At 64.1% G+C, this 22,762-nt stretch carries 22 protein-coding genes; 11 read left to right on the top strand and 11 right to left on the bottom strand.

Features of this window, described 5'->3' with window-relative positions; genetic code table 11:
- Positions 1 to 216 precede the first annotated feature (216 nt).
- Positions 217 to 1,200, top strand: coding sequence for a hypothetical protein (locus AC0V8S_RS17210; RefSeq protein WP_475438475.1), 984 nt, complete (start codon positions 217 to 219; stop codon positions 1,198 to 1,200).
- Here the strand turns inward: AC0V8S_RS17210 and AC0V8S_RS17205 are convergent.
- The 9 genes from AC0V8S_RS17205 to AC0V8S_RS17165 form a co-directional block, all read right to left on the bottom strand.
- The gene (locus AC0V8S_RS17205; protein ID WP_475438474.1) at positions 1,195 to 1,743 is read right to left on the bottom strand and encodes a gluconokinase; all 549 of its coding nucleotides are present in this window, start codon (positions 1,741 to 1,743) and stop codon (positions 1,195 to 1,197) included. The genes AC0V8S_RS17210 and AC0V8S_RS17205 overlap by 6 nt on opposite strands.
- A gap of 2 nt (positions 1,744 to 1,745) precedes the next feature.
- Positions 1,746 to 2,732, bottom strand: coding sequence for an ABC transporter permease (locus tag AC0V8S_RS17200; RefSeq protein ID WP_475438644.1), 987 nt, complete (start codon positions 2,730 to 2,732; stop codon positions 1,746 to 1,748).
- A gap of 14 nt (positions 2,733 to 2,746) precedes the next feature.
- On the bottom strand, positions 2,747 to 3,727 hold the full coding sequence (locus AC0V8S_RS17195; protein WP_475438473.1) for an ABC transporter permease: 981 nt from the start codon (positions 3,725 to 3,727) through the stop codon (positions 2,747 to 2,749).
- Positions 3,724 to 5,271 (bottom strand): sugar ABC transporter ATP-binding protein, encoded by a 1,548-nt coding sequence (locus AC0V8S_RS17190; RefSeq protein ID WP_475438472.1) that lies wholly within the window; start codon positions 5,269 to 5,271, stop codon positions 3,724 to 3,726. The genes AC0V8S_RS17195 and AC0V8S_RS17190 overlap by 4 nt, the downstream gene beginning before the upstream one ends.
- A gap of 81 nt (positions 5,272 to 5,352) precedes the next feature.
- Positions 5,353 to 6,480, bottom strand: coding sequence for a sugar ABC transporter substrate-binding protein (locus tag AC0V8S_RS17185; protein WP_095202062.1), 1,128 nt, complete (start codon positions 6,478 to 6,480; stop codon positions 5,353 to 5,355).
- 308 nt (positions 6,481 to 6,788) lie between these two features.
- On the bottom strand, positions 6,789 to 7,817 hold the full coding sequence (gene gntR, locus AC0V8S_RS17180; protein WP_475438471.1) for an HTH-type transcriptional regulator GntR: 1,029 nt from the start codon (positions 7,815 to 7,817) through the stop codon (positions 6,789 to 6,791).
- Between the two features lie 138 nt (positions 7,818 to 7,955).
- On the bottom strand, positions 7,956 to 9,185 hold the full coding sequence (locus AC0V8S_RS17175; protein ID WP_475438470.1) for an MFS transporter: 1,230 nt from the start codon (positions 9,183 to 9,185) through the stop codon (positions 7,956 to 7,958).
- 186 nt (positions 9,186 to 9,371) lie between these two features.
- Positions 9,372 to 10,148, bottom strand: a complete 777-nt coding sequence (locus AC0V8S_RS17170; RefSeq protein ID WP_095202283.1) for a FadR/GntR family transcriptional regulator — start codon at positions 10,146 to 10,148, stop codon at positions 9,372 to 9,374.
- 102 nt (positions 10,149 to 10,250) lie between these two features.
- Complete coding sequence (locus AC0V8S_RS17165; protein WP_096447624.1) at positions 10,251 to 11,147, bottom strand: NAD-dependent epimerase/dehydratase family protein; 897 nt, start codon at positions 11,145 to 11,147, stop codon at positions 10,251 to 10,253.
- A gap of 118 nt (positions 11,148 to 11,265) precedes the next feature.
- Here AC0V8S_RS17165 and AC0V8S_RS17160 point away from each other — a divergent pair, with 118 nt between their 5' ends.
- Positions 11,266 to 12,204, top strand: coding sequence for an NAD(P)-dependent oxidoreductase (locus AC0V8S_RS17160; RefSeq protein WP_475438469.1), 939 nt, complete (start codon positions 11,266 to 11,268; stop codon positions 12,202 to 12,204).
- Between the two features lie 82 nt (positions 12,205 to 12,286).
- Here AC0V8S_RS17160 and AC0V8S_RS17155 read toward each other — a convergent pair whose 3' ends face one another.
- Together AC0V8S_RS17155 and AC0V8S_RS17150 are read right to left on the bottom strand one after the other, a co-directional pair.
- A complete protein-coding gene (locus AC0V8S_RS17155; protein ID WP_183460995.1) occupies positions 12,287 to 13,069 on the bottom strand; it encodes a FadR/GntR family transcriptional regulator in 783 nt (260 codons plus the stop codon).
- 185 nt (positions 13,070 to 13,254) lie between these two features.
- Positions 13,255 to 14,244 carry a sugar-binding protein gene (locus AC0V8S_RS17150; RefSeq protein WP_095202057.1) on the bottom strand — a complete coding sequence of 330 codons (990 nt, stop codon included), beginning with the start codon at positions 14,242 to 14,244 and terminating at the stop codon, positions 13,255 to 13,257.
- A 441-nt stretch (positions 14,245 to 14,685) separates the two neighbouring features.
- On the opposite strand from AC0V8S_RS17150, the gene AC0V8S_RS17145 reads away from it, so the two are divergent.
- From AC0V8S_RS17145 to AC0V8S_RS17105, 9 genes are all read left to right on the top strand, one after another.
- The gene (locus AC0V8S_RS17145; RefSeq protein ID WP_183460997.1) at positions 14,686 to 15,429 is read left to right on the top strand and encodes an ATP-binding cassette domain-containing protein; all 744 of its coding nucleotides are present in this window, start codon (positions 14,686 to 14,688) and stop codon (positions 15,427 to 15,429) included.
- A 55-nt stretch (positions 15,430 to 15,484) separates the two neighbouring features.
- Positions 15,485 to 16,483, top strand: a complete 999-nt coding sequence (locus tag AC0V8S_RS17140) for an ABC transporter permease (RefSeq protein WP_475438468.1) — start codon at positions 15,485 to 15,487, stop codon at positions 16,481 to 16,483.
- 177 nt (positions 16,484 to 16,660) lie between these two features.
- A complete protein-coding gene (locus tag AC0V8S_RS17135) occupies positions 16,661 to 17,488 on the top strand; it encodes a helix-turn-helix domain-containing protein (protein ID WP_475438467.1) in 828 nt (275 codons plus the stop codon).
- Between the two features lie 115 nt (positions 17,489 to 17,603).
- Positions 17,604 to 18,047, top strand: coding sequence for an SRPBCC family protein (locus tag AC0V8S_RS17130; protein ID WP_096447636.1), 444 nt, complete (start codon positions 17,604 to 17,606; stop codon positions 18,045 to 18,047).
- Positions 18,048 to 18,065: 18 nt separating this feature from the next.
- Positions 18,066 to 18,860 (top strand): FAD binding domain-containing protein, encoded by a 795-nt coding sequence (locus tag AC0V8S_RS17125; protein WP_475438466.1) that lies wholly within the window; start codon positions 18,066 to 18,068, stop codon positions 18,858 to 18,860.
- Positions 18,861 to 18,921: 61 nt separating this feature from the next.
- The gene (locus AC0V8S_RS17120; protein WP_475438465.1) at positions 18,922 to 19,404 is read left to right on the top strand and encodes a (2Fe-2S)-binding protein; all 483 of its coding nucleotides are present in this window, start codon (positions 18,922 to 18,924) and stop codon (positions 19,402 to 19,404) included.
- A gap of 12 nt (positions 19,405 to 19,416) precedes the next feature.
- Complete coding sequence (locus AC0V8S_RS17115) at positions 19,417 to 20,784, top strand: xanthine dehydrogenase family protein molybdopterin-binding subunit (RefSeq protein ID WP_475438464.1); 1,368 nt, start codon at positions 19,417 to 19,419, stop codon at positions 20,782 to 20,784.
- Position 20,785: 1 nt separating this feature from the next.
- Positions 20,786 to 21,790 carry a xanthine dehydrogenase family protein molybdopterin-binding subunit gene (locus AC0V8S_RS17110; protein ID WP_475438463.1) on the top strand — a complete coding sequence of 335 codons (1,005 nt, stop codon included), beginning with the start codon at positions 20,786 to 20,788 and terminating at the stop codon, positions 21,788 to 21,790.
- 1 nt (position 21,791) lies between these two features.
- Positions 21,792 to 22,673 carry an AAA family ATPase gene (locus AC0V8S_RS17105; protein WP_475438462.1) on the top strand — a complete coding sequence of 294 codons (882 nt, stop codon included), beginning with the start codon at positions 21,792 to 21,794 and terminating at the stop codon, positions 22,671 to 22,673.
- Positions 22,674 to 22,762 lie beyond the last annotated feature (89 nt).

Raw genomic sequence — 22,762 nt, 5'->3', positions numbered from 1 at the left:
CGCTCGGCGTCGCAAGGTTGCACGGTCCATGCCAACGCAGTAAAGCGGTCTTGGACAACAGGCTGGACCGATGAGGCTGTCGTGGTTCGCAAAATCCCGCAACCACAAGCCGCCATCCGCGGCCACCTTCCGCAGTGAAATCATCGCCGACATTCTCGTTCCGGAACGGGCAGAGGATGTACGCTTCTTCAGCCGCAAAATCGTCCACCCGGCAGGGTGCGCCGGTTCTCGAACCAGGACCTGCGCGAAAGCCTGCTGGCCGCCTTCTATCTTGTGGTCGCGGCTTCGGTTCCGGTGCGCTGGTGGGCGTCGATCTGCGATCGGATGTCCAGGCTTCGCCTGAAACGCCATATGCGCAAGCAATTTCCTGGCTACGCTGCCGCGACGCGCGCAGTGCTTGGCGGCAGCATCGACGCGCGCAAGCTGTTCGAGGCATTGCTCGCGGCGCGCCACCGCCGTCGGCTGCAGCTTGCCGCACACCTCGCCGGCTTCCGATGGGCCCCGACAATCCGGCTGGAGGGACAGGAGGAATTGCAGGCTGCCTTGCAGCACGGCCACGGCGCCATCGTCTGGTGCGACCAGTTCACCTCGCAGACCATCATCGGCAAGCGCGCCCTGCACGAGGCGGGCATCGAGGCACATCAGGTGAGTGTCAATTCCCACGGCGTCTCGGAATCGATGTTCGGCCTGCGTTTCCTGAACCCACCGCTGGTCAAGGTCGAGAACCGCTACCTCAAGAGCCGCATCGTCTTCGAGCGCGACGACGCCTATCAGGTCACCATCCGCATTCAGAAGATCCTGAAGCGCAATGGCGTGGTGCTGATGACCAACACCATCCATGCAGGCTCGACCTTTACCGAGGTCGCGATCGGCGAAAGCGGCTGGACGCATCTTGCGTCGGCGCCAGCGAATTTCGCCGCAAGGGGCAGAGCGGCGCTCTTTGCCATGTCGACCTTCGAGACCGTTCCCTTCCGCGAATACCGGGCCGTCATCAGCCCGGAATTGTTGCCGGCTGAAGCGGAGACGGGATGGGATGGCGCCAAGGACATGGTGCTGCAGGCACGCTATATCCTGCTCAAGCGCGACCGGCTGCTCGAGGCGCTGAAACTGTTTCCCGAACAGATGCTGATCTGGTCCAGCAGTCGAAGGCTGACGGAAGCCTCGGACCATACGATGACAGGCGACGATACCGGCTCATGACCTGGCCAGCCGCCGGATCGCGTCGGCAATGGCACCGGCAACCGGACGCGTCGCATCGATTGTCAGGGCCCGCTCATCCCTTCCTGGCGGCTCCAGGATGGCGAACTGGCTGTCAACCAGGCTTGCCGGCATGAAATGGCCCTTGCGGCTGGCGACCCGCTCACGCGCCGTCGCTGGGTCGATCTCCAGATAGAGGAAGACGATGTCAGGGCAAAAACCGCGCAGGCGTTCGCGATAGCTGCGCTTCAGCGCCGAGCAGGCCGCGACCACGCCCTGTCCTTCGCCAACCGATGCCGCGATGCGCTCGCCGATCGCATCGAGCCAACCCATCCGCAACTGGTCGGTGAGCGGCTCGCCGCTCGCCATGCGGGCGACATTCTCGGGCGGGTGGAGCCGGTCGCCTTCGATGAAGACGGCGCCCATAGCAGCCGCCAGCGCGATGCCGACGGCGGACTTGCCGCAGCCGGCGACGCCCATCACCACAATGGCCGGAGGCACTGAGCCGGGAGCGCCTGTCGGCGCCTGTACTGCTTCTTCGTCCACAGTCAGCGGCTTGCCGGCGCGCGGCCGTAGAGCAGCAGCATGGCGACGATGACAACGCCATAGATGATCTGCCGCCCCGCCTCCGGCATCTGCATGACCGACAGGATGGATTGCAGCAGCGTGATCAGGATGACACCGGCGACGGTGCCGAGATAGGAGCCGCGCCCGCCGAGGATTGAGGTGCCGCCGAGCACCACGGCGGCGATGGACGGCAAGAGATAGGCATCGCCCATCGACTGCGCCGCCTTCGAGGCATAGCCGGCCAGAAGCACGCCCCCAAAGGCCGAGAGCCCGCCGGAGACGGCAAAGGCGATCATCACCACACGTCTTGTGTCGATGCCGGAGAGATAGGCGGCGCGCTCGCGGTTGCCGATGCCGTAGACGGTGCGGCCGAAACCGGTGCGGGTCAGCACGAACACCATTGCCGCCCCTATCAGGGCCCAGATGATGACGGCGTTGGGGACGCCGGGGATGGCAAAGCCGGTGGCCAGATAGCGCATCGCGCCGGTGGCCGAATCCTGCGGCGAGAAGCCGCCGGTGTAGACCACCATCAGCCCTTGCGCGACGGCATTGGTGGCGAGCGTGATGATCATCGAGGGAATGCGCAGATAGGCGACGCCGATGCCGTTGACGATGCCGATCAGCACGCCGCAGAAGATGCCGAACGGGATAGCCAACACCACCCCGGCCGGACCGTAGGCGGCCGCGGCGCAGGCCATCATCGCGCCCGCCGCCACCGACCACGGCACCGACAGGTCGATCTGGCCGAGCAGCACGACCAGCATCATGCCAGTGGCGATGACGCCGAGGAACGAGGCGACCTTGAGCTGCTGCAGCAGATATTCAGGCGACAGGAAGCTGCGCGAGTAGAGACTGCCCAGGAACAGCAACAGCACGATGCAGGCGAATGCGGTCAGCACCGCCGGGTCGGCGCGGCGGATGAATTTCGGCATGCGGCCGGCAATGCCGCCGTCGCTCTTCCCAACCATCGGCGTCGTTTCGCTCACAGGAACCACTCCAGCCGGTTGCGGACCCGAAACAGGGCAAAGGCGCCGAGGCTGACCGCGATCAGCAGGATAACGCCCTGGAACAGCGGCTGCCAGAGCGGATCGAAATCGAACACGAACAACAAATCGCCGATGGTGCGGAAGGCAAGCGCGCCGAAGATGGCGCCGATGGCACTGCCCTTGCCGCCGAACAGCGAGACGCCGCCGAGCACCACGGCGGCGATCGAAAACAGCGTGTAGGCGTTGCCGCTGGCATAGGCCGCGTCGCCCGTATAGGTGAAGAAGGTGAGGAACAGCCCGCCGATCGCCGCCAGCAGCCCGGCCAGCGTGTAGGCGGCGAATTTGCCGCGCCTTATCGGCACGCCCGACATGTAGGCCGCCGTCTCCGAAGACCCCGCCGCGTAGGCAGCCCGGCCAAGCACCGAGCGGCTGAACGGCACCCAGATCACCAGCACGATGGCAAGCAGCACGACGAGGCTCGCCGGCACCACATCGAAGACGCGGCCGGTCATCGCGTCGGCCAGATCCTCATTGACCGAACCGCCCGGGAAGGGCCGCAGCAAAAGGCCGATGCCGTAATAGACGGCCCCGGTGGCGATGGTGGCGACGATCGGCTGCAGCCGGCCGTAGATGACGATGGCGCCGTTGATGGCGCCGCAGAGAAGACCGACCGCCAGCACGGCGATGACGCCGAGCGTCGTCTGCATCGACGTGCCCACCACCAGCCAGGAGGCCAGGCAGTTGGTGAGGAGAAAAATCATGCCGACGGACAGGTCGATGCCGGCGGTGATGACCACCAGCGTCTGCGCCATGGCGACGAAGGCGAGCAGCACGCCCTTGTTCGCCGCCGTCTGCACCACATTGGCGGTGAAGCCGGCCGGATGGTTCGAGGTGTAGATGACGAACATGACGATGAAGATGCCGAGCGCCAGCAGCGTTCCGCGCTGCTCGGCCAGCCAATAGCGCCAATCTTTCACGCGCTTGCTCCCAGGCCCACCGGGCTCTCCTCGCCATGAATGTTGAGCGCGCTGGATATCAGCGCCCGCTCGGTGATCTCGGCGCCGACCAGCTCGCGCTTGACCGCGCCGTCATAGAGCACCAGCACGCGGTCGCAGCAGCCGATCAGCTCGTCATAGTCGGTCGAATAGAACAAGATCGCCGCACCGGCATCCGCCAGCTTGCGCATCAGCTGGTAGAGCTCCTGCTTGGTGCCGACGTCGATGCCGCGCGTCGGATCGTTGAGCAGGATGATGCGCGGCTGGCGCATCAGCCATTTGGCGATGACCACCTTCTGCTGATTGCCGCCCGACAGCGCACCGACCGGAATGTCGAGGCCCGCCGTCTTGATCGCCAGAAGGCCGACCATGTCGTCGATCAGCCGCTGCTCGGCGGCGCGGTCGATGATGCCGCCTTTGGACAGCCTGTCGAGTGCGGCGAAGGACAGGTTTTCGCGCACCGTCATCGGCAGCATCAACCCTTCGGTCTTGCGGTCTTCCGGGATCAGCGCCATGCCGATGCCGTCCTGCCGCGCCTTGGCCGGACTGCCGATCGTCACCGGCTTGCCGTCGATCAGAACCTCGCCGGAAAGGCCGCGCAGCACGCCGAAGAAAGCGAGCAGCAATTCGCGCTGGCCCTGGCCGTCGAGACCGCCGAGACCAACCACCTCGCCTGCCCTGACGGTCAGCGAGATGTTGTCCAGCCGGTCGGTCCATGAGAGCTTGCGGGCTTCGAGCCTGGGTGCGGCTGTCGCTGGCACGGCCGCCGGCTTGGGCGGGAAGATGTGACTGTATTCGCGGCCGATCATCAGCTCGACCACCTCATTGTCGCTCTTCGAGCCGGCCTTGTAGCTGGCGACGTTGCGGCCGTTGCGGAACACCGTGCACTGATCGGCAAGCTCGGCGATCTCGTTCATGCGATGCGAGATGTAGAGCAGTGCCAGTCCTTCCCTGCGCAACCGCTTCAGCACGCCAAAAATGTTCGAGACATCCGCCGCCGCGAGCGCGGACGTCGCCTCGTCGAGAATCAGGATACGCGGCTTTCTGGCGAGCGCCTTGGCGATCTCAACCATCTGCCGGCGCGACAAGGGCAAGTCCTTGACCAACGCCAGCGGGTGGATGTCGCCCGCGCCCGCGCGGGCAAGCGCTTCCTCCGCGATACGGCGTTGCGCCTTGCGGTCGATCATGCCGAAGCGTTTGGGCGGATCTGATATGACGATGTTGTCGGCGACGCTGAGTTCGGGAACCAGCGACAGTTCCTGGAAGATGCAGACGATGCCTGCCTGGTTGGCGGCAGCCGGCGAAGCGAAGGTCACCTCCCGCCCATCCAGTGTCATGCGGCCTTCGTCGGCCGCGACGACGCCCGCCATCACCTTGATCAGCGTCGACTTGCCGGCGCCGTTTTCGCCAAGGATGGCGTGGATGCTGCCGGACGTGACGACAAGCTCCGCCTTTTCCAGCGCTCGCACGCCACCGTAGCGCTTCGATATGCCTTCCATCTGGAAGAGCGGAACCGCACTGTCCATCGGCCCTCCCCGGGGCGCTTTGATCACCAGCGTATAAAGTGACCGGCGCCGTGAGAGATCCCACGGCGCCGGGAGTGCGGCCTACTGGTCTGCCTTGGTCTGTCCCATGATTTCCTGCGCGGTGAAATTGATCCCGCAGGTCGGGAAGGAGTTGCCGACGAAGAAATTGTCGGACTGGTCGGGGAAGAAATCCTGACCGGCCTTGAAGTTCGGATCCTCGACGATCGCCAGCGGCAGCTTGACCGACTGCGGGACGACATTGCCTTCAAGCGCTGCGATCGCCGTCTTGATGGCAACCGCCACCTGCGCCGGGCCGGTACCGGCTGACGAGCATTTCAACCCGTCGGCCGCGTGGGCCGCGCAGAACTTGCGGAAGCCGTTTTCGGTCTCGCCGCCGAACGGCACGAACGGATGCTTGGCATCGATCATCGCCTGCACGATGCCGGTGTCACCGCCCTGTCCGGTGACGCCGTCGAAGGGGCCGTTGGTGGCGATTGCGTCGGCCGAAGCCTTTTGCGCAACCCCGTCATCCCACTTGCCGACGACCTCGGTGACGGCCCATTTCTTGCCGGAGGCATCGAGAACCTCGTGGATGCCATTGTGACGGTCGGTGTCGACCGATGTCCCGGCAACGCCGCGCACCTCGAGCACCTTGCCGCCGTTCGGCACATGCGAGACCAGCCATTTGCCCCACAGTTCGCCAAGGCCCTTCTGGTCGACATTGACGTTGATGGCGTCCTTGGTGTCGAGAATGTTGTCGAAGGCAACCAGCACGACGCCAGCTTCCTTGGCGCGCTTGATCACCGGCCCGAAGGCGGTCGGGTTCTGCGCGTTGACGACGATGGCGTCGTAGCCGGAATCGATGAAGTTGTTGATCGCCGAAATCTGCGCCGGCACGTCTTCGCCGGTCGAGACGACCTTGAATTCCTTCAGCTTCGCCGCGACGTCCTTCTGCGCCGCATAGGCCTTCGCGGTCTGCACCATCTGGATGCGCCATGTGTTGGCGATATAGCCGTTGGCGAGCGCAATGCGGTATGGGCCCGCCTTCTTGGGGAACTTGAAGAACAGCGTGTCCGCGGCCCAGGGTGCGAAGCAATCCGGCTCGGCAGCCGGGCCCTTGACAATTTCAGGGCCTGCGGCAATCGCCGACGAGCTCAACATGACGAATGCAGTGGCGGCAACGATGCCACCAACAAGTGACTTGATCATCGATAATCCTCCCGATTGCAGTTCTGATTGTCGGTTCAGTTTTGTGGAATTTCCGCGTTTCTGGGCGGCTCCTCCGCCTTGCCCAGTCACGTCTGCCAGGTGCCGAAGACCTCCGCGATCCCTCCCCTTGCCGCTCCCCCTTCAGCCGGGTGAAATCTATCATATTATCCATAATAAACAAGCTTGAGCTGTTGCTTATGTATAATAAACAGACCTAGCGCATAAATGGCGATACCCGCGCCGCGAAAATGGTAGCGCTACCATGACGTAGTGTAAAGCGCCATTTGCAGGCCTTCTCGAAAGCGGGTTCAGCGCGCTGTGCTCTCCCGGCGCATGAGCTCGAAGCCGAGGTCGACGATCCGCTCCTGCGGCCTGTCACCGGCGATCGCCGCCAGCGCCATGGCGACCGCGCGCCTGCCGATTTCGTAGCGGTAGGTGCGGATGCTGGTGATCGAGGGAAAGGCCACCTGCATCATGTCGAGGTCGTTGAAGCCGACGATGCCGATCGTCTTCGGCACGTCGATCGAGGCCCGATGGCATTCGAACAGCACGCCGAGCGCGATGTCGTCATTGTTGCAGAACACGCCGTCGAGCGTCGGCATTTTGGCCAGCGCGTCGCGGAACAATTCGCGGCCGAGCGGCACGCTGGACAGGACCGGCGTGGTGGTGACCAGGCGCGGGTCGAACAGGCCGGCTTTCTCCATCGCTGCGCGGTAGCCGGCAAGGCGCCGCTGCGAGCGCGGATCCATGCGCGCGCCGATGAAGCCGATCCGCCGGTAGCCCGCCTCGATCAGGTGTTCGGTCGCCGTCCTGCCGCCGTCGAAATGCGAGAAGCCGACCAGCATGTCGACTGGATCGGGCCCGGTCTCCATCACCTGCACCACCGGGCAACCGGCATTCTCCAGCAGTTTTCGCGAGGTTGGCGTCTGGTCGATGCCGGCGACGATCAGCGCTGCCGGCCGCTGCGAGCCGAACACCTGTAAGAGCCGCTCTTCCTCGAGGCCGGAATAGTGCGTGTTGCCGAGCTGGATGCGGAACGGGCTGTCCGACAGGCTGTCATAGATGCCGCGCACCACCTCGGCGAAGACGTTGTTGGTGAGCGAAGGCACCAGCACGCCAAACACCTCGGCGCGCGCCGAGGCCAGCGCCCGCGCATTGGGGTCCGGCACATAGCCGAGCTCATCGACGGCGGCCTGAATCTGGCGGCGCAAATCCTGGCTAACGCGCTCCGGCTCGCGCAGCGCGCGCGACACTGTGATGGCGCCGACGCCGGCCTTGCGCGCGACATCCGCTATGGTCGGGCGGCCGCCGCCCCGGCGCGAGCGCGGCTTGATCAAGGCCACCGCCCGTGCGCGTGACCGCCGAAGCGCGTCGGCAATACGATTATCTGAGCTTTCGCCATCTCACCGGCCCGTTGCCGCACCCCATGGCCTCTGGGGTCGCGCAGTGCCTGCCTATTGTCAAGCCGAGGTGTCTCAGGCTGCCACGACGGCCCGGTGCCTTGCCTTCCACATGAACAGCCCGACAGCCAGTATGTTCAGCAAATTCCACGCGATACCGTTGAGGAAGGCAGCGGCATAGGAACCGGTCAGGTCGTAGATCCAGCCCGACATCCAGCCACCTATCGCCATGCCGAAGATCGTTGCCATCATGACGATGCCGATGCGCTGGCCGGCTTCCTTGGCGGGCAGATACTCGCGCACGATGATCGCGTAGCAAGGCACGATGCCGCCTTGCGACAGGCCGAAGACCAGCGACACGACATAGAGCGAGGCGAGCCCGTCAAACGGGATGTAAAACAGCAGCGACAGGCATTGCAGCACCGAGCCGATGACCAGGGTTTTCGCGCCGCCGATGCGATCAGCGATGAAGCCCGAGGCAAGCCGGCTGACGACACCCGCCGCCATCATGATCGACAGCATGTCGGCGCCATGCGCCATGCCGTAGCCCAGATCCATGCAATAGGCGACGATGTGCACCTGCGGCATCGACATCGCCACGCAGCAGCCGAGCCCGGCGATGACCAGCAGCACCTGTAACGCCGCCGGCGACATGGGAATAGGCTGCACCGACCGGCTTCCCGGCGAGCCGGCGGCCGCGGCCTCCGGCGCGCCGCGCCGCAACATCAACACCAGCGGCACCATGGTGACCAGGCAGAAGATGCCGATCGCGGCATAGGTGAAGCGCCAGCCTTCCGCCTTGATCAGCGTCGGCATGATGGTCGGCCAGAGCGCCCCGGCGAGGTAATTGCCGGCGGCCGCCGCCGTGACGGCGACGCCGCGCCGGCGGTTGAACCAGTGCGAGATGTCGGCGATCAGCGGCCCGAAGATCACCGACGTGCCGACACCGATCAGCACCCCCTGGGCAAGGGTGAATTGCAGGATCGAGGTCGACAACGCGGCAAGCAGCAGGCCCGCCGAGAGCGCCACCGAGGAGATCAGCGCCGGGATCCAATAGCCCATGCGATCGATGGCGCGGCCGACCAGAACATTGCCGGCGGCGAAGCCTACCATGGTCGCCGTGTAAGGCATGGATGCCGCGGCGCGGTCGACGCCGAATTCCGCCTGCACGGCGGGCAGCACCACGACGACGGCCCACATGCCGACCGCCCCGATCGTCGCCAGCACCATCGAGATGGCGAGCCGCGTCCAGGCATAGGAGCTGTCGATGCCGGAGCTCGGCCGGCTCAAATCGGGTCGGGTCAAAGGCGTTTTCCTGTCGGCGGCTACGAAAACCGGCCGCCGTTTGCGCCAATATCGGCGCATTCTGAGCGCGCAGCAACGCCACAGCCGGCAAATCCGTGGCTCCAGACCCGAAGTATGTGCAATGACCTTCCGCCGGGATTTGCGCGCCAATAGCCAGAGCAATCGTGCTGCTGGCTGATCAGCTGTCTAGCGCGACTTGATCACGTGATCGGTGTTGGCCAGCAATTTCCGCACCGCGGCGCGCGCCGCGTCCGGGCGCTGCAGGCGGATGTTCTTCTCGATCGCCTCATGCAACTTCTGCGCATGATTGAGGTCGTCGACCGCCCGCGTCGTATAGGCGAACAGATGATCGAATGCGGATTCGATCAGCACGCCGAGCGGCACCAGAAGATCGTTGCCCGAGGCCCGCAGGATGGCGAGGTGGAAGCGCGTGTCGGCGCGCGTGCGCTCCTGCAGGCTGGCCGCCTCGCCCATCTCGCGGCAAGCCTGGCTGATCTCGGCCATCTGCTCGTCGGTCCGCCGCAGGGCGGCAAAGGCGGTCGCTTCCGGTTCGATGATGTGGCGGAACTCCTGCACCGTCTTCAGGAACACCTCGCGGTCAGGTGACGTCGCGTACCAGGCGAGCACGTCACGGTCGAGCAGGTTCCAGCGCTCCTTCGGCTCGACCCAACTGCCGATCTTGGGACGTGAAGCCAAAAGGCTCTTGGCCATCAGCATCTTGATCGCCTCGCGCACCGCCGAGCGGCTGACGCTGAAGGTTTCCGACCATTTGGCCTCATTGGGCAGGATGGTGCCGGGCGGATAGTCGCCGCGCACGATCCGCAGGCCAATTTCGCTGGCCAGCGAGGTGTGCACGCTGGCGCCGGGAATGCGTGCCGCGTCGGGTCGACGAACGCCAGCCTGGCGCTCGCCGGATGCCGGCTTCTTCGGCGGTTTTTCCTTGTTCGGCTTTGCGTCCCGCATACGCTTCAGAAAGGCCGGTTTGCGGAAGCTGTCAAGCACCACGGGGCGGTTGGGCCGCAAAGCGCGCCGCTATGCACAAGCCAGCCTCATTTAGCCGCTTGCTCAAGCGGTTTTTACATATTTGCGCCAGCTGTGCTCCGGGCGGAAGCCGAGCATGTCGCGCGCCTTGCGGTTCGACAGCAGCGTCTCGTATTCGCCGAGTTCTGCCTTGACCGGCACGTTGGGATAAAACCGCTTCAGGAGTTCGGCCGTCGGCAAGTCGGACGAGGTGTCGTCATTGGCGGCGTTGAACACCTGGTAGCCCAGCCCGTCCTTTTCGATGGCGCGCAGCGTGATCTGGCCAAGGTCGCGCGCGTCGATATAGCTCCAGGCGATGCGCTTGCGGAAGCCGGGATCGGCAAACCATTTCGGGAACAGCGAATATTCATGCGGCTCGATGACATTGCCGATGCGCAGCGCGTAGATATCGGTGCCATTGCGCTGCGCGAAGGCACGCGCGGTTTTCTCGTTGACGATCTTCGACAGCGCATAGCTGTCCATCGGGTCGACGTCATACTCCTCGTCGAGCGGGAAATATTTGGGATCGCGCGGTTCGTTGGCGAACACCAGTCCGTAGGTCGTCTCGCTCGAGGCGACGATCACCTTGCGGATGCCGAGCTTCACCGCGGCCTCGATGACGTTGTAGGTGCCCATCGCATTGATGCGGAACACCTCATTGTCCGGCGTGATCATGATGCGCGGGATGGCGGCGAAATGCACCACCGCATCCACCGGCTGCGGGCGCAGCGACGGATCGAACTCATGCAGGCCCATATAGCTCGACAGCGCGTTGAACACCTGCCCGCTGTCGGTGATGTCGGTGATCAGCGTGCGCACCTTGGGATTGTCGAGCGGCTTGGTGTCGATATTGAGCACCTGGCAGCCCTGCTCGACAAGATATTGCACGACGTGACGCCCAGCCTTGCCGCTGCCGCCGGTGAACATGATCCGCTTCGTCATTCTGGTCTCCACAACAGGCTCTGGAATAACCGTCTATTGTCAGACAATATTGCTTTCTGCAACCGCATATGGCTAAAACGGCATCGCAATTATCGATAATCCGGGATAGGACGACGACATGAACACCACCACCGCGCGCGAAAAGATCGGCTTCGTCGGCCTTGGCCTGATGGGGCATGGCATCGCCAAGAATATCGTCGACAAGGGCTATCCGCTGACATTCCTTGGCCGCAAGAACCGCAAACCCGCGGAGGATCTCCTTGGCCGCGGCGCCAAGGAGGCCGCCACCTCGCGCGATGTCGCGGCAGCGTCCGACATCGTCTTCATCTGCGTCACCGGCTCGCGCGAAGTGGAGGCGATCATTCGTGGCCCCGGCGGCCTCAAGGAAGGCTTGAAAAAAGGCTCGGTCGTCGTCGACTGCTCGACCTCGGATCCGGTCTCGACCGTGGCGCTTGCGGCCGAACTCAAGGCGCTGGGCATCGACTATGTCGACGCGCCGCTGAGCCGTACGCCGAAGGAGGCCTGGGAAGGCACGCTCGACGCCATGGTCGGCGCGCCAGACGCCCTCTTCGCCAGGGTCAAGCCGGTGATCGAAACGTGGGCCGGCCGCATCGTCCATATCGGCGACACCGGCGACGGCCACCGCATGAAACTGCTCAACAATTTCATCTCGCTCGGCTACGCCGCTATCTATTCCGAGGCCTTGGCTTTGGCCGAAAAGGTCGGCATCTCGCCGCCGCGTTTCGACAGTGTCATCCGCAACGGCCGCATGGATTGCGGCTTCTACCAGACCTTCATGCGCTGGACGCTGGAAGGCGACCGCGACGCCCATAAATTCACCATCGCCAACGCTTTCAAGGACTTGACCTATCTGGAATCCATGGCGGGTGCCGCCGGCATCGCCAACCCGCTCGGCAACGCCACCAAGAATTCCTTCGCCGGCGCCCATGCCACCGGCCCGGCCGAACAGTTCGTGCCGATGCTGGCAACGCATATCGCCAAGGTTAACGGCGTCGACCTGATGCCGACCAAGGATGGCAAGAAGCAGACGATTTAAGGCTCAAACTCTTTGTTTTGACGCAATTCCCAAGAGAAAGCGCTTCACACTTTTCCTGGAATTGCTCTAACGGCCGGACGGCTTACCGCCGCCGGCTTCCGATCCCCTCATCGGTGTCGGCGAGCAGCTTGTGCACGGCGTTACGCGCGGCCGCCGGCCGTTGCAGGCGGATGTTCTTCTCGATCGCCTCGTGCAGCTTCTGCGCCCGGTTCTGGTCGCCGACCTGGCGTGTCGTGAAGACGAAGAGATGGTCGAGTGCCGACTCGATCAGCACGCCGAGCGGCACCAAAAGGTCGTTGCCCGAGGCCCGCAGGATGGCGAGGTGAAAGCGGGTGTCGGCGCGGATGCGTTCCGGCAGGTTCGCAGCCTCGCCCATCTCGCGGCAGGCGAGGCTGATCTCGGCCATCTGCTCGTCGCTGCGCCGCATGGCGGCAAAGGCGGAGGCTTCCGGTTCGATGATGTGGCGGAATTCCTGCACGGTGCGCAGGAAGGCTTCGCGGTCGGGCGCGGTCGCGTACCAGGCCAGCACGTCGCGGTCGAGCAGGTTCCAGCGCTCCTTCGGCTCGACCCAGCTGCCGATCTTGGGGCGTGACGCCAAAAGGCTCTTGGCCATCAGCATCTTCATCGCCTCGCGCACCGCCGAGCGGCTGACATTGAAGGTTTCGGCCCATTTGGCCTCGTTGGGCAGGATGCTGCCGGGCGGATAGTCGCCGCGCACGATCCGCAGACCAATCTCGCTGGCGAGCGAAGCATGAACGCTGGATCCGGGAAAGTGTACCGCATCCGCCCTGCGCACGACCCCCGGATCGCGGTTGGCTTGCGCCTTGGCCCGGCTGGCTTGTTTCTTTGCCTTCTCGTCCGGCATCCACGTTCCAGTAGGTCGGTCGTCCGTCACCCGGATTGATCCGGAGCTGCACGGCGCCGATCCCGTTGCCGAAAATCCAAACCACGGACGCGTCAAGGCCGGAGCCTGTTGCCCCTCGCCACAGCGTCTTGTCCAGGAATTCAAAGGGACGGGCGCCCGCTGCCGAGCGCCCCGAAATCATCAGCTTACTTCTGGATGCATGTGTCGACCGTGTCCTTGGTGCATTCGTCGAGGCCGGTGAACACCGGATCGGCGACCTTGGTACCCTTGATGAGATCGATCATCACAGAAGGCGCCTTGTAGCCCATTTCGAACGGCCGCTGGCCAACCAGCGCGGTGACCAGGCCATCCTTGGCGATCGCCACTTCGTCGCCGATCGTGTCGGCGGCGCCGATGACGAAGTCGTTCTTGGCTATCCGGTCCTTGAGCGGCCCGAACAGATCGCGATAGGGCTGCGGGGCGCCGAACAGCGGCCAGCCGCCCATGATGCCGAAGGCATCGAGCTTGGGATTGGCGGCGAGGATGTCGGTCATCGCCTGCACGCCCTTGGCACCGTCATCATTGGTGAACACCGGACAGCCGGCAACTTCCGTCCAGCCGCCTTCGCCGGCAAGTGCAGCGAGGCCTTCCTTGCCCGACAGTGCGTCGCGCATGCCCTGGGCACGGCGCAGGATGTTGTCGGCCGCGGGATTGCCCTCGATGGTGCAGATCGTGCCGCCATTCGGCTTGCCCTTCTTGATATACTCGCCGATCTTGTGACCCATCAGATAGTTGTCGGTGCCGAGATAGGTTTTGCGAAGTGCTGCATCTTCCTTGCTGAGGTCGGCGTCGACGGTCATGATCGGGATCGTCGGATTGGCGGTCTTGATCGTCTGCGCGATCAGTGGCGCGTTGGACGGTGAAATCGCCATCGCCACCGTGTCGGCCTTGCTCAGCATATCCTGGACGATCTGTGCCTCGCCGGCCTCGTCGGAAGTCGACGCCGGACCGGTGTAGAAGCACTCATATTCCGAGCTGGCGTTTTCCTTGTTCCATTTCTCGCAGCCCTGATGGATGGCTTCGAAGAATGGATTGTCGAGACCTTTCACCACGATGACGAGCTGCTTCTTGGCCAAAGCCGGCCCGGCGCCCAGCGCCATGGCGGCGACGGCGGCGAGCAATACTGTTTTCCTCATGTCAGTCCTCCCTTGGAAACAAACGGGCACGGCGTGCCCGCCACACAAATCGACCTGATGCGAAATGGCAGAGCCAACGCTCGTGCCGCCAGGCATGGCCGATAAGCATTTTCAGATGCGACCGGACCGGCAACGAGCCGGAACGGCCGATGACCTCCCGCCGGTCCCGCTGCAACGACGGCTTGGGACCAGGTATCTTTCTCCGACCATCAACTAATAACGGCGCGGCGCCAACGTCAATTGCTATTTGTCCTACAAAACGGATTTTTCGGAACCGTATGTCACTATTCGTCTGACAAATAGCATATTTCGACAATTGACGCACGCGCGAGCATTCGCGTAAATGCCGCTCAACGTTGCTTCCGGGAGGAATGGGGAGCACGATGTAAGAGCTGCGACCTGGAACAGGCAGGCAGCAAGGCATGGGGAGGCTATAGGCTGGTGGCGGTTCTCGAACTCACCAATATCTCGAAGCATTTTGGCGCCATCCAGGCTGTCAACGACGTGTCGCTGTCGATCGAACCCGGCCAGGTCGTCGGCCTGATGGGCGACAATGGCGCGGGCAAGTCGACGCTGGTCAAGATGATCGCCGGTAATTTCCACGCGAGCCATGGCACCATGCGCATGGATGGCAAGGAATTGATCCTGAACAAGCCGTCGGAAGCCCGCCAGCACGGCATCGAGATCGTCCACCAGGATCTTGCGCTCTGCAACAATCTGACGGCCGCCGCCAATGTCTATCTCGGCCGCGAGCTGCGGCGCGGCGTCGGCCCGTTCCGCATTCTCGACTATGCCGCGATGTACAAGCGCGCCGGCCAGCTCTTTGCCGAATTGAAATCCGAGACCCGCCCGCGCGATCTCGTCAAGCAGATGTCGGGCGGCCAGCGCCAGGCGGTTGCGATCGCGCGGACTATGCTGTCGCAGGCCAAGATCGTGCTGATGGACGAACCGACGGCGGCGATCTCGGTCAGGCAGGTCGCCGAAGTGCTCAACCTGATCCGCCATCTGCGCGACCAGGGCATCGCGGTTGTGCTGATCAGCCACCGCATGCCCGACGTGTTCGACGTCGCCGACCGCGTCATCGTCATGCGGCGCGGACGCAAGGTCGCCGACAAGGCAATCGCATCGAGCTCGCCCGAGGAAGTCACCGGGCTCATCACCGGCGCCATCGAGCAGGTCTCGTAAGCGCGGCTAATTTCACCAGGCTGGCGCGTATCGCAGCCGGCAGGAAAGGTCGATAATGGCAGTCACCCTTGACCAGACGATCGCACAGAAGCAGCACAGTTTCCTGTCGCGGCTGTTCTCCACCCAGACCTTCTGGGTGGTGATAGCCGTCATCCTCGCCTGCATTTTCCTGTCGTTCGCCACTGACGCCTTCGCGACGCCGAAGAACCTCTACAACATCACCCGCAACATCACCTTCGTTGCCATCATCGCGCTCGGCATGACCTTCGTCATCATCACCGGCGGCATCGACCTGTCGGTCGGCTCGGTTCTGTGCCTGTCGTCCATGGTGCTGGCCGTTACCATGCATGCCGGCTACTCGATCGAAATCGGCATCCTGGCCTCGATCGCAACCGCACTTGCCATCGGCGCCTTCAACGGCGTTCTGATCGCCTATCTCGGCTTCCCGCCCTTCGTGGTGACGCTCGGCATGCTATCGATCGCCCGCAGCCTGGCCATGGTCGCCTCCAACAACACGGTCGTCTTCCAGTTCGGGCCGGACCACGACAAGTTGCTGGCGCTCGGCGGCGGCGCCTGGGTATTCGGTATCGCCAATCCCGTGCTCTACATGATCCTGCTGGCGCTGATCACCGGCTTCATCCTACGCTGGACCAAATTCGGCCGGCACATCTTCGCCATTGGCGGCAATGAGCACGCCGCCACCCTGACCGGCGTTCCGGTGAAGCAGATCAAGGTCGCCGTCTACATGATCTCGGCGCTGTCGGCCGGCATTGCCGGCATCATCCAGACCGGGTGGCTGGGTGCGGTCACCACCAATCTCGGCACCGGTATGGAGCTGCAGGTCATCGCCGCCACCGTCATCGGCGGCGCCAACCTGGCCGGCGGCGTCGGCACCGCCTTCGGCGCCATTGTCGGCGCGGCCCTCATCGAGGTGATCCGCAACAGCCTTGGCCTGCTTGGCATCAACGCCTTCTGGCAGGGCGTCTTCATCGGCGGCGCCATCCTGCTGGCGGTGCTGTTCGACCGCATCCGCAATTTCAGGCGCAGCGACTGATCGGGTTTGCACCGAAGCGCTATTCGTTCCGGTGCCTATCGCTCAGTCTGAAAATCGGCAGAAGCGGTCCGCCATGGCTACCGGCCAACAGCCGATGCCTTGACGGAAACCGGAAACCGGCCGCACAATCCTCGATGCAGGCGAAGGGAGGCCAGTCGTCTGCGGGAGGATATACCCATGACGGACGCGATCAGGCTCTACTGGGGCCGGTTCGGACATGTTTCTGTCCTGAATGTCGCAAGCGACTTCGTCACCCATGCCCATGTCGAGGCCCATCTGATCATCTGGCTCGAAGGCACCGCCGGCGAGATGACCATCGGCCGCGAAACGGTGCGGCTTGGACCATGCACCGCCGCCGGCATCAATTCCTTCCAGCCGCACAGCCACGTTCTATCGCAAAACGGGACGCCCGGTCTGTTCCTCGCCTTCTACATCGATCCCGACTGGGCGCGCCGCCGCCGCGACCTGCCCTCTTCCGCGCCACTGTTTGCCCAGGCCGCCATCACGCTGGAGCCTTGGCTGCACCAGGCCGCCGCCAGTCTGCTCGACCATCTGACAGACAATGAGAGCGTCGACGATGTCGCCAATTACGAGATCGAGCGCTTCATCGATAGCGTGCTCGATGCCGCCGATGCCTCGGCGCCGCATGAGGCGCGCATCCGCATCAACACCATGCAGGATTTCCGCGTCCGCAAGGCAATCCAGCTGATGAGGGCCAATGTCTGCGAGCGCATCTCCTTCGATGACGTGGCGCGCAGCGTCGGCCTGTCGCGGCCGCATTTCTTCGCGCTGTTCAAGGAACAGACCAATCTGACGCCCAACGTCTACTGGAACACGCTGCGCATGGAGGAAGCGGTGCGGCAGCTGCAGTGGTCGCAGGAGCCGCTGATCTCGGTCGCCTGCAGTCTCGGCTTCACCACGCAAGGCAATTTCTCGCGTTTCTTCCGCGACCACGTCGGCGTGCCGCCGACGCTCTACCGCGAGGCCGCGCGGGCAACGGCCTGAACTGGCCTGCCCGCTTTTTCAGACTCCTTGATACGCGCACAAGACGCTTTGATAAGCGGCGCCCGGACCGGCGCCCTACCCTTGGCCAGCTGTCGCATTCGCAAGGGAACGTCTTATGGCAAAAGTCACCATCTCCAGTGTCATCGACGCGCCGGTCGAAAAAGTCTGGGCACGCATACGCGACTTCAACGGCCTGCCGGGCTGGCATCCGCGCATGGTCGAAAGCCATATCGAGGACGGCAAGGACGCCTCGACCATCGGCTGCGTGCGCAATTTCGAGCTGATCACCGGCGCGCGGCTGCGCGAAAAACTGCTCGACTTCTCCGATGACAACTTCCTCGTCAGCTATTCCATCCTGGAGACGCCGCAGCCGCTCACCAACCACAAGGCGACGCTGCAATTGCGCCGCGTCACCGATGGCGACCGCACCTATGCCGAATGGACCGCCAGCTTCGATGCGGCACCCGAAGAAGCCGACAAGATCGCCGCCGGCATGGGCGCCAATGTCTTCCAGGGCGGCTTCAATGCCTTGAAAAGCCATTTCGCCGGCCAGAGCTGAATTGAACAGGAGTGTTCCATGGCGCTTGCCCTCCAGACATTCTCGACCGTGAAGGACGCCAACGCGGCGCTGAAGGCGGCCGGCACCCGCTATCTCGGCGGGGGTACACTCGTGGTCCGCGCGGCCAATGAAGGCGATGTTTCGGTCTCCGGCCTTGTCAGGTCGACCGACCCGGCTTTGTCGGCCATCACGGTCGCCGGCGGCAAGGTCTGCATCGGTGCCTCAGTGACCATGGCGGCGATCGCCCGTCATCCCGGGCTCGCCATCCTCGCCAAGGCCGCACGCGCTGTCGGCGGCCCGGCGATCCGCAACATGGCGACCGTCGGCGGCAATCTGTTCGCGCCGGCGCCCTATGGCGACTTCGCCGTGGCGCTGCTGGCGCTAGACGCCACGGTCGGCACCGAGGACGGCGAATTGCCGATCGAGGCTTTTCTGTCCGGGCGAGACGACAGCCGCACCATCGTCACCTCAGTCAGCTTCACGCTGCCGAAGGCCGACGGCTTCCGCTTCCTGAAAGTGTCGCGGGTCAAGCCCAAGGGTGTCTCGGTGCTGAGCATCGCCGCGGTTCTGGAACAGGCTGCCGACGGCACCGTGTCTTCGGCGCGGATCGCGCTTGGTTGCATGGCTGACCGGCCGCTGCGTGCCAAGGCGGCGGAAAAGGCGCTCAAGGGAAAGTCGCTTGATCAGAACGGCATCGCGGCGGCACTGGCCGCCGCCACCGAAGGCATCGCGCCGATCACCGATCCGATCGCCAGCGCCTGGTACCGCGCTGAAGTCCTGCCTGTCCATCTCGGCCGGCTGCTGCTGACCTGAAATCACCCGTTGGGGGGCGCGCGTCTGTCCGCTCCGTCGGGCAGACGCGCAAGGAGGAAACATGGCGAAGGTCTCGGTTCAATTCACGCTCAACGGCTCGGAAAAAGCCGAATTCATCGACAGCGGAACGACGTTGCTCAACGCCTTGCGCGACAAGATCAGCGATACCTCGCCGAAAGGCGGCTGCCACCAAGGCACTTGCGGCGCCTGTTCGGTCATCATCGACGGCGAACTCCGGCTTTCCTGTCTGACTTTGGCCGAAACCTGCAACGGGACAGCCATCACCACGACATCGGGCCTTGCCGAAGGCGGCGTGTTGCATCCGCTGCAGCGCGCCTTCCTCGACACTTTCGCCACGCAATGCGGCTTCTGCACGCCGGGCATGATCATGGCCGCCAAGGTGCTGCTCGACCACACGCCCAACCCCAGCCGCGACGAGGTGGTGGAGGCGCTGTCGGGCAACATCTGCCGCTGCACCGGCTACGAGCCGATCATCCAGGCGGTGCTCACCGCGGCCCGTGCCAATTCGCAGAACGCGGCCTGAGGGGAAAGCAACATGGAATTGCGCAAGAATTACTTCGCCGATGTCCGCAAGGACGATCTGCACGAAGTCGGCCAGCCCCGGCCCCGCTCGGATTCGCCCGGCCATGTCACCGGCAAGACCGCCTTTTTCGCCGACCGCACCTTTCCCGGCATGCTGCACCTGAAGATGGTGCGCAGCCCGCACCACCACGCCCGCATCCGTTCGATCGACACATCGGAGGCCGAAAAGCATCCGGGCGTGGTCAAGGTGCTGACCGCCAAGGACGTGCCGCACAATGTCTACACCATCCTGATCCTGATCCAGATCGGCCCCGAGGACGAGACGGTGCTGGCCGACGGCAAGGTGCGCTGGAAGGGCGAAGCCGTGGTGGCGGTGCTGGCCGAGACCGAACGCGCCGCGCAAGAGGCCGCCGCCAAGGTCAAGGTCGACTACGAAGTGCTGCCGGCCGTCTTCGACATGGAGGAAGCGCTGAAGCCCGGCGCGCCGCTGGTCAACGAATATCACGGCCAGAACTATTATCTCTATGACAGCGGCGAGTGCCGCAAGGTACGCTTCGGCGATGTCGAGGTGGGCTTCGCCGGCGCCGACCACATCCTGGAGCAGAGCTACCAATCCTCGCCGATCGAGCATGCGCCGACCGAGACCACCGGCTGCGTGGTGGCGCCCGAAGGCAATGACCGCTTCACCTGCTACACCAACACACAGGCGATGTTCTTCACGCTCGACAACACCTCGATCATCCTGCAGATGCCGGGCTCGAAGCTGCATTTCGTCGGCGGCACGGTGGGCGGCGGCTTTGGCGGCAAGGTCGACGTCATCGTCGAGCCGATCGCCATTCTCGGCGCCAAGCTCACCGGCCGCCCGGTCTCCTTCATCTACAGCCGCGAGGAGGAGATGCAGATCTCATCGCCCCGCGCGGCCGAAAAGGTCGTCATCAAGGACGGGGTGATGAAGGACGGCCGCATCATCGCGCGGAAAGTCACCGGCTACACCGATGCCGGCGCCTACTCCCGCCATTCGCCCTATGGCGCGCAGAAGGGTGCCGGGCACTATCCCGGCCCCTATACCATCCCGAATGTCTGGATCGACACGTACTGCGTCTACACCAACCGCACACCGTCGTCGGCCATGCGCGGCTTCGGCGTCACCATCGGCGATTTCGCGCTGGAGGTGCAGATGGACAAGCTGGCACGGCTGATCGGCATGGACCCGCTCGAATTCCGCTTCATCAATGCCTATCGCGATGGCGACATGAAGGCGCATCGCCAGCCGACGGAGGGGGCGGCCTTGATCGAATGCATGCAGGAAGCCTCGCGCGCCGCCAATTGGCCGGTGGCGGAGAAATACATGGCGATGTCTTCCTACAAGAACGGAGCGTGAGATGGCGATCAAGCGTGGACGCGGCGTTGCCGCCATCAACTATCCCACAGGCATGAATCTTGGCGGCGACCCGACCCAGGCGCTGGTGCATTCGACACCGACCGGCAATTTCATGGTGACGCTGTCGTCTGTCGATCTCGGCCAGGGCATGAAACAGATCATGGCGCAGATCTGCGCCGAGACGATCGGCGTGCCGACCGACCGTGTCGTCGTCGACACCGCCGACACCGATACCGGCCCGCACTGCATGGGCACCTTCGCCTCGCGCGGCACGCACCGCGCCGGCAACGCCGTCATCCAGGCCGCCAAGGAAGCTCGCCAGGTGATGCTGGAAGTGGCAGCCGAGGAACTGGAGGTGAATGCCTCCGACCTCGAGACCGATGGCCAGGGCAACATATTGGTCAAGGGTGCGCCGCAAAAGTCGATCTCGATCTTCGATGTCGCTTTGTCGGCGCATTTCAAGCGCGGCCGCTCGATTTCGGGGCGCGGCATGTTCCTGATCCCGCGCTCCTATCCGGAGAAGGAAACCGGCGCGATGAAGCCGTCGACCTGCTATGCGCATGCCTGCACGGTGGCCGAGGTCGAGGTCGACGACGAGACCGGCGAAGTGACCGTGCTGACGGTGAAGAACGTCTTCGAGATCGGCCGTGCGCTGAACCCGAAAATGGTCGAGCAGCAGCTGGTCGGCGGTTCCTGGATGGGCATCAGCCACGCGCTCTACGAGACGACCGAGCCCTATTATCCCAACCGCGACCATGGCGGCACCGACTTCAACCAATATCTGATGCCGGGTCCGGGCGACCTCGCCGAGACCGAGATCATCGTGCTGGAACGGCCCTCGGCCGACGGGCCTTACGGAGCCAAGGGCCCGGGTGAAATGTGTGCCAATCCGCAAATCCCTGCGGTTGCCAACGCCGTCTTCGACGCCGTCGGCGTGCGCATCGACACGCTGCCGATCACGCCGGAGCGCATTTTGCGCGCGCTCAAGGCGCAAGCGGCGACCTGACATGCCCGAGGTAAACGCCGAGACTGTTGCGACCTCGCCGGAGGCGGTAGCGCAGCATCTCGCCGCCTCGCGCTATCTCGCCGATGACAGCCTGGCCACCGCCATCTTCCTGGCCATCAGACTCGGCAAGCCGTTGCTGCTCGAAGGGGCGCCGGGCGTCGGCAAGACGGAAGTGGCCAAGGCGATCGCCGAGCTGCTCGGCCGCGATCTGGTGCGGCTGCAATGCTATGAAGGCATCGATGCCGCGCATGCGCTCTACGAATGGAACTACCAGCGCCAGTTGCTCGCCATCCGCCATGCCGGCGAACACGAGATCGACATCTATGACGACCGGTTCCTGATTGCCCGGCCGCTGCTCCAAGTGCTGCGCGCACCGGAACAGCGCGTGCTGCTGGTCGACGAGATCGACCGTTCGGACCATGAATTCGAGGCGCTGCTTCTGGAATTCCTCTCGGATTTCCAGATCAGCATTCCCGAGCGCGGCACCATCCGCGCCACCGCACAACCGATCGTCATCCTGACCTCGAACCGCACCCGCGAGCTCGCCGAAGCATTGCGCCGGCGCTGCGTCTACCACTGGATCGGCTATCCAGACGCCGAGCGCGAGGCCGCCATCATCATGCTGCGCGCCGGCGATGTGGCTGAGGCCACCGCACGCGCCGTGGCGGCAGCCGTGCAGACCATCCGCGCCCGGCCGCTGGCCAAGCCGCCCGGCATCGCCGAGGCCGTCGAATGGGCCAATGCCGCGACCATCCTGGAAAAAGGCGGCAGCCCCTGGCCCGAAGCCTTCCGCCGCGCCATCGGCGTGCTGATCAAGGACGAGGAAGATTTGTCCTACATCGCGCCTGAGCTTGGCCGGATTGTCGAGGAGGCGCTGGCGTGAGCCGGGACGTCGACAATCCCTTCTCCCCGTTTACGGGAGAAGGTGCCCCGAAGGGGCGGATGAGGGGCAGCGCCATGGTGGCCAGAGGC

Source organism: Mesorhizobium oxytropidicola, from assembly GCF_056174625.1.
Note: the sequence above shows the minus strand (reverse complement) of the source record. Positions and strands in the feature narration are given on the sequence as shown.